Source organism: Stenotrophomonas sp. (assembly GCF_032056425.1).
In the GTDB taxonomy this organism is placed as follows: domain Bacteria; phylum Pseudomonadota; class Gammaproteobacteria; order Xanthomonadales; family Xanthomonadaceae; genus Stenotrophomonas.
The window spans coordinates 1-6,231 of record NZ_DAMBCN010000058.1 but is presented as its reverse complement, the minus strand read 5'-3'; the positions used below and the strand labels follow the sequence as shown (position 1 = coordinate 6,231).

Here is a 6,231-nt window from a genome sequence, read left to right as displayed (position 1 = left end):
GCCGATGAGGACGAAGAGCTGGGGAACTTGATCGACCGTCATTCGTTCGAGGACACCGCCGATCTCGACGCATTGTTTCTGATCGCCACCCGGTTCGATGACGGGCACCACCTGACCGCCATCCAGTTCGAGGGCTGCTGGTACTGCAGCAAGCCGCGGCTGTTCGAGTTCGGCGGCAACGGCTGCTACCTGAGCCGCGAGGTCCGCTTCATCAGCTCCTCCTCCCAGGCCCTCCAGCTCGGCGACCAATTGCGCAAGACCATTGTGGCCGCCGACATCGAAGAGGCTTCGGCCCTGATCGCGCTGGAGACCATCAATCTGCTGGCGGGCGTCAGCGACGAGCCATTCCGCATGAATTTGCGCCGGCGCGTCGCCGAGCGATTGGCCCAAACGCCAACGATCAGCGTCACCTGACGCTGTTTCCTTTCTTTCCACCCACCGGGGTCAATTCCCGGTGGCGGGGATTTGCTCCATCATTATTCTGTTGGAGAAATCCCATGTCCCAGAATCCCAATCCCTTTCTACGCGGCTACTGGAATCTGAAAATCGTCCGCACGCTGTCCATCAGCTACGAGGACGGAAGCCCGCATGTTTGGCGAAACATCCACCCGAGCCAGCAGCACCTCTGCGACGCGGCGCTGGTTTCTTCTCCTTGCATCATCACCAGCGACTTCGCGGTGGTCAGGACTGGCACCGAACCTGTCGGCGCCGCACTGATCGCCGAATGCGACGCGGCTGAAGGGGGCAGCGGCGAAGGCATGGTGGGTGCCGTGGTGTACGCGATCCACGGCGACGACTTCGACGGCCGCCCCGTCCACATTGGCGACACCTATTCGGCCGAGGCCGCACGGGAAGTCGTGCAGCGGTTGAGCTTCGAGACCGGCTACTACAGCCGGTGCTGGGAAATCAGCAGCGCGCACATCAGCCGCGAAACCGGCCAGTACCTGGCCAACCTGGCTGACCTCGCGACGCCGGAGGCCTTTTTGTTCATCGCGTTCCGGATTCCCTACAGCCCGGCGATCGGCGTCAAGCTGATCTCCACGCCCTGGACGGACCAGCACCTGCAGGACGTCGAGGGGATCGCCGCCGAGCAGCTTCGGCAGGAGCACCGCAGCAAGGGCATGCCGGACGAGCTGGCACAGATCCTTGAACTGGCCGGCCAGGCCGACGTGCGCATCCTCATCCTCGATGCCGACGCACCCGTGTTGCCGGGCCTATCGCTGGCCGGCGAATAGCTGCCACACACATCCCCGGCCTTCCTTGTCCTCACCGCATGCCGGCCCGGTCTCCCGCCAGAGAGCCGGGCCGGCGCACTTTCACAGGAGCGATCCCATGTTCCCCGACCTCATCACACCCGCATCCGACTTCGAGCACCAACTCGGAGCCTGCGTCAACGCCATGAGCCAGGAAGATGCCATCGGCCAGATCCTGGTATTCGAGCGCATGAGCGGCACGCTGCACATGCGCCATATCGCCAGCGCCGACCTGGTGGACACCGACGTGGACGACTACGAAATGGTCGTCTTCGACGGTGGCAACACAAGCGGCGACACGTGGAAACACGTGTTCTTTCCGCGTCAGCGCGAGCACTACTTCGTGTACCAAGCCTGATTCCTCCAGCCCCTTTCGAGGGGCTTTTTCTTGCCCGCAGCACAGGAAAACGGTTGTGGTGCGGTGCCGTTTCCTGCGGGCAGGCAGACCGCCCCAGGGCCATGCTTGCCCCATGTTCGTCGGCGTTGCCGGCACATGCCCAGGCAGTCGAGACCTTCGAGGCTGCAAGCGCGGGAAACCGTGCTGGTCGTTTCTTCCTACGGACCTACCGCGTCCATCCACGCCACCCACAAGGGACCTCTCCCTTGCGGGCGGGGAATCCCTTGTTTTTCCTCAAGGAGTTTCCCCATGGATCGTTCCCTCATCAAATCCATGATGCCTTCGCTGGTCGCAGGCCATGTGCCCCGCAACGTGCGGTCGTTCAAGTACCGCGTGTTCGATGATCAGCCGCTGTCCTCAACGCTGGGCTTCGCCATCGACCCCCAACCCTTCGACGGCAAGGTGGTCGCCGCGACCGACGATGCCATCGTCGTCAAGCTCAAGCCTTCCGAGTTCGCGGTGCTCGATCCCAGCCTGGTGACCACGGTTCCTGCCGAAGGCGCCAAGGTGCATGTCCAACCCTATGCCCGTCGTCGCTTCGACGGACTGCGCGCGGACACGCCGGAGGTCATCACCGAGGAGACTTCGGACGGCACGCCGTACACCATCACGAGGCACATCCTCGGCTCGGCGCCGGCCAAGCTGCCCATTCCCACGCCGCAGTGCATGGAGTTGGGCCAGCTCATCGAGCAGTTGGAGGAGATGCCGGCCCCCGATCGCTTCCGGCGCATCACCCACATGCTGGTGGATGCCGGTGCCCGCGACTTCACCTGGGTCGATCCCACGCCCTCCAAGATCATCGAGACCCCGCCGGCGATCAGCTTCACGGTCTCGACCGCGAAGTTCGAGGGCCGGGTGACGATCCTCTACGACCGCGGCGGAGACACCTACGTGGTGGAACTGCACCGTCAGAACGGTGAATCGGTCGAACTGGTCGATCGGCACGACGAGGTGTATTTCGACATGCTCGGCGAAGTGCTGGAGAGGCTCATCGACGACGGGCGCTGGCGCCAGATCGACGTGAGCATCCTCGACGCGAAAGCGGCCCGCAAGCGCCAGGCCGTCCCGGCATGACGCCCCGCAGCGAAACCGGGCGGTCCTGCGGCTGACCCGAGGCATCCGCCACGGCGTTCCAGCCGTTCCGGCCGCGTGCACTACAGGCCCTTCATCCCATCGGATGGAGGCCTTTCTCATTCTTCCACACAGGAGATTTCATCCATGTCACTGCGATTCAAAGGCGCTGACCTGCGCCCCGTGCTGACCGAAGCCATCGCCAATCAGGGGTCGTCTCAGAAAACGGAAAAAAATCGTACGCTAAGAGCCGAAGTGGGCCCTTTAGCAGCAATGCAAAGCTGCGATCAACGGGCAGGAAACATTGCCATGGTGCGCGTTGCACTCTCTCACTAGCGTCGACAGGGCCTCTTCCATCCGCGTGAGGTCCGCCATGCGTGCGCGCACATCGGCCAGCCGGTGAGCAGCCAGTTCGGCCGCCTCGCTGCAATGGGTGCCGTCCTCCAGTTTCAGGAGCTGGCCGACTTCATCCAGGCTGAATCCCAGGCGCTGGGCTGACTTCACGAACTTCACCCGCGCCACGTCCGCCTGCCCGTAGCGGCGGATGCGACCGTAGGGCCGCTCCGGCTGGGGTAGCAAGCCCTTGAGCTGATAGAAGCGGATCGTCTCCACGTTGACCCGGGCTGCCTTGGCGAAGGCCCCGATGGTCAGATTCTCTTGAGCGTTCTCCATGGCGCTTGACTCCGTAGTTGACTACGGAAGTAACGTTACAGCATCAAGCGAAGTCCCGGAAGGAGAACCTTATGTCGGAACCCAAGAACGGCTGCGGCGCACTGGCGACCGGCGGCGTCGCGGCCGTCCTCGCCTCGGCCTGCTGCCTCGGCCCCCTTGTCCTGGTCGCGCTCGGCTTCTCTGGCGCGTGGATCGGCAACCTGACCGTGCTGGAGCCGTATCGGCCGATCTTCATCGGCGCAGCGCTCATCGCGCTGTTCTTCGCCTGGCGCAGCATCTTCCGACCAGCCCATGCCTGCAAGCCCGGCGACGTTTGCGCCGTGCCCCAAGTGCGGACTGCCTACAAGGTGATCTTCTGGATCGTGGCCGCCCTGGTTCTGGTTGCCCTCGCGTTTCCCTACGTCCTGCCGCTGTTCTACTGAAAGGAGATCACCATGAAGAAACTCACCACCCTCACCACCCTCATCGCCCTGGCCGCCGCTCTAAGCGCGCCCGCCTGGGCTGCCACCAAGACCGTCACCCTGTCGGTGCCCGGCATGACCTGCGCCGCGTGCCCGATCACGGTCAAGACGGCTCTGTCCAAGGTCGCCGGCGTCGAGAAGGCCGAAGTCAGCTTCGAGAAGCGGGAGGCCGTCGTCACCTTCGACGAGGCCAAGACCAATGCCGACGCCTTGACCAAGGCCACCGCAAACGCGGGTTACCCGTCCAGCGTCAAGCAGTGAGGGCGTAATCATGGCCGAGGCGATCACCCTCCACATCGAAGGCATGACCTGCACGTCGTGCGCCGAGCACGTCCAGCAGGCTTTGACGAACGTGCCCGGCGTGCGCGCGGCCTCGGTGTCCTATCCGCAGCGGCAGGCCGAAATCGAGGCGGATGCAGGCGTGAGCGTGGCCCCGCTGGTTGCCGCAGTGGCCACGCTCGGCTATCGCGCACGGCTTACCGACACGCCGAACAAGCCTGCCGGCCTGCTAGACAAGGCGCTGGGCTGGCTCGGTGGCGAAACGAAGCATGTTGGCGGTGAACAAGCGCTGCACGTGGCTGTGATAGGCAGCGGCGGCGCGGCGATGGCGGCTGCCTTGAAGGCCGTGGAGCAAGGCGCCCGCGTCACGCTGATCGAGCGCGGCACCATCGGCGGCACCTGCGTCAATGTCGGCTGTGTGCCGTCCAAGATCATGATCCGCGCCGCGCACATCGTCCACCTGCGCCGCGAAAGCCCGTTCGATGCTGGCCTGCCGGCCGCAGCGCCCGCTGTACTGCGCGAGCGGCTGCTGGCCCAGCAACAAGGCCGCGTCGAGGAGCTGCGCCATGCCAAGTACGAAGGCATCCTGGCAAGCACTCCGGCCATCACCGTGCTGCGCGGCGAGGCCCGGTTCAGGGACACGCGCACGCTGACCGTGGCGACCGCTGACGGCGGCACGCACGAGGTGAACTTCGACCGCTGCCTGATTGCCACCGGCGCGAGCCCGGCGCTTCCGCCAATCCCGGGCCTTGCGGACACACCCCACTGGACCTCCACCGAGGCGCTGGAAAGCAGCTCGCTCCCCGAGCGGCTGGCCGTGATTGGTTCCTCCGTGGTGGCGGTCGAGTTGGCGCAAGCCTTCGCCCGGCTGGGCAGCCAGGTCACGATCCTGGCGCGCAGCACGCTGTTCTTCCGAGAAGACCCGGCCATCGGGGAAGCCGTAACAGACGCCTTCCGCGCCGAGGGCATCGAGGTGCTGGACCACACCCAGGCGAGCCACGTTGCCTATGCGGGCGGGGAATTCGTGCTCACCACCGGGCAGGGGGAAGTGCGCGCCGACAAGCTGCTGGTCGCCACCGGTCGCGCGCCGAACACGCGCAGCCTGAACCTTGAAGCGGCAGGCGTCGAAGTCAATGCGCAGGGAGCCATCGTCATCGACCGCGCCATGCGCACGAGCGCACCGCACATCTTTGCTGCCGGCGACTGCACCGACCAGCCGCAGTTCGTCTATGTGGCGGCGGCGGCCGGCACGCGCGCCGCGATCAACATGACCGGCGGCGACGCGGCGCTGGACCTGACGGCGATGCCGGCGGTGGTGTTCACCGATCCGCAGGTGGCGACCGTGGGCTACAGCGAGGCGGAAGCGCACCACGACGGCATCGAGACCGACAGCCGGCTGCTGACGCTCGACAACGTGCCGAGGGCGCTCGCCAACTTCGACACGCGCGGCTTCATCAAGCTGGTGGCGGAAGCTGGCTCAGGGCGGCTGATCGGCGTACAGGCGGTCGCGCCGGAAGCGGGCGAACTGATCCAGACGGCCGCGCTGGCGATCCGCCACCGGATGACCGTGCAGGAGCTGGCCGACCAGTTGTTCCCCTACCTGACCATGGTCGAGGGACTGAAGCTCGCGGCGCAGACCTTCAACAAGGACGTGAAGCAACTGTCCTGTTGCGCCGGATGAGGAAAAGGGAGGTGTTCGATGAACGCCTACAGCCGCGCCAACCGCCGCATCTACGCGGCCTTGTCCGATCCCCTGTCGGCCACCCACCGGCACCGCCTCGACGATCTGCTCAAGCGCCACGACAACGGCAAGACGACCTGGCTGGCCTGGCTGCGCCAGTCGCCCGTCAAGCCGAACTCGCGCCACATACTCGAACACATCGAGCGCCTCAAAGCCTGGCAGGCGCTCGACCTGCCTTCCGGCATCGAGCGGTCGGTGCACCAGAACCGCCTGCTCAAGATCGCCCGCGAAGGCGGCCAGATGACGCCCGCCGATCTGGCCAAGTTCGAGGCACAGCGCCGCTACGCGACCCTGGTGCGCTCGCCATCGAGGGCATGGCCACCGTCACCGACGAAATCATCGACCTGCACGACCGCA

Annotated in this window: 7 protein-coding genes and 2 pseudogenes; 8 read left to right on the top strand and 1 reads right to left on the bottom strand. The window is 65.4% G+C overall.

The genetic code is table 11. From position 1 onward, the window contains the following. The 4 genes and pseudogenes from RTY46_RS19395 to RTY46_RS19380 all read left to right on the top strand — a co-directional run. Window positions 1-414, top strand: a pseudogene (locus tag RTY46_RS19395) (hypothetical protein); the annotation flags it as partial. An 83-nt stretch (window positions 415-497) separates the two neighbouring features. Next, the gene (locus tag RTY46_RS19390) at window positions 498-1,235 is read left to right on the top strand and encodes a hypothetical protein (protein ID WP_003116829.1); all 738 of its coding nucleotides are present in this window, start codon (window positions 498-500) and stop codon (window positions 1,233-1,235) included. Between the two features lie 97 nt (window positions 1,236-1,332). After that, entirely contained in the window at window positions 1,333-1,611 is a 279-nt protein-coding gene (locus RTY46_RS19385; protein WP_003116828.1) for a hypothetical protein, read from the top strand. Between the two features lie 288 nt (window positions 1,612-1,899). Beyond that, window positions 1,900-2,724 carry a hypothetical protein gene (locus RTY46_RS19380; RefSeq protein ID WP_003098941.1) on the top strand — a complete coding sequence of 275 codons (825 nt, stop codon included), beginning with the start codon at window positions 1,900-1,902 and terminating at the stop codon, window positions 2,722-2,724. Window positions 2,725-2,985: 261 nt separating this feature from the next. Here RTY46_RS19380 and merR read toward each other — a convergent pair whose 3' ends face one another. Beyond that, window positions 2,986-3,393, bottom strand: coding sequence for an Hg(II)-responsive transcriptional regulator (gene merR / locus RTY46_RS19375; protein WP_003098939.1), 408 nt, complete (start codon window positions 3,391-3,393; stop codon window positions 2,986-2,988). A gap of 71 nt (window positions 3,394-3,464) precedes the next feature. Here merR and merT point away from each other — a divergent pair, with 71 nt between their 5' ends. From merT to RTY46_RS19355, 4 genes and pseudogenes are all read left to right on the top strand, one after another. Then, window positions 3,465-3,815: a mercuric ion transporter MerT gene (merT, locus tag RTY46_RS19370; RefSeq protein ID WP_003116827.1), complete on the top strand. Its 351-nt coding sequence runs from the start codon at window positions 3,465-3,467 to the stop codon at window positions 3,813-3,815. A gap of 12 nt (window positions 3,816-3,827) precedes the next feature. Further along, window positions 3,828-4,115: a mercury resistance system periplasmic binding protein MerP gene (merP, locus tag RTY46_RS19365; protein ID WP_003116826.1), complete on the top strand. Its 288-nt coding sequence runs from the start codon at window positions 3,828-3,830 to the stop codon at window positions 4,113-4,115. 10 nt (window positions 4,116-4,125) lie between these two features. Beyond that, a complete protein-coding gene (gene merA, locus RTY46_RS19360; RefSeq protein ID WP_003098932.1) occupies window positions 4,126-5,814 on the top strand; it encodes a mercury(II) reductase in 1,689 nt (562 codons plus the stop codon). A gap of 24 nt (window positions 5,815-5,838) precedes the next feature. Further along, window positions 5,839-6,231: pseudogene (locus RTY46_RS19355) on the top strand (Tn3 family transposase); the annotation flags it as partial.

Excerpts from the sequence above, each read along its gene's own strand:
- RTY46_RS19390 (WP_003116829.1), top strand. The coding sequence starts at position 498 with ATGTCCCAGAATCCCAATCCCTTTCTACGCGGCTACTGGAATCTGAAA.
- RTY46_RS19385 (WP_003116828.1), top strand. The coding sequence starts at position 1,333 with ATGTTCCCCGACCTCATCACACCCGCATCCGACTTCGAGCACCAACTC.
- RTY46_RS19380 (WP_003098941.1), top strand. The coding sequence starts at position 1,900 with ATGGATCGTTCCCTCATCAAATCCATGATGCCTTCGCTGGTCGCAGGC.
- merR (WP_003098939.1), bottom strand. The coding sequence starts at position 3,393 with ATGGAGAACGCTCAAGAGAATCTGACCATCGGGGCCTTCGCCAAGGCA.
- merT (WP_003116827.1), top strand. The coding sequence starts at position 3,465 with ATGTCGGAACCCAAGAACGGCTGCGGCGCACTGGCGACCGGCGGCGTC.
- merP (WP_003116826.1), top strand. The coding sequence starts at position 3,828 with ATGAAGAAACTCACCACCCTCACCACCCTCATCGCCCTGGCCGCCGCT.
- merA (WP_003098932.1), top strand. The coding sequence starts at position 4,126 with ATGGCCGAGGCGATCACCCTCCACATCGAAGGCATGACCTGCACGTCG.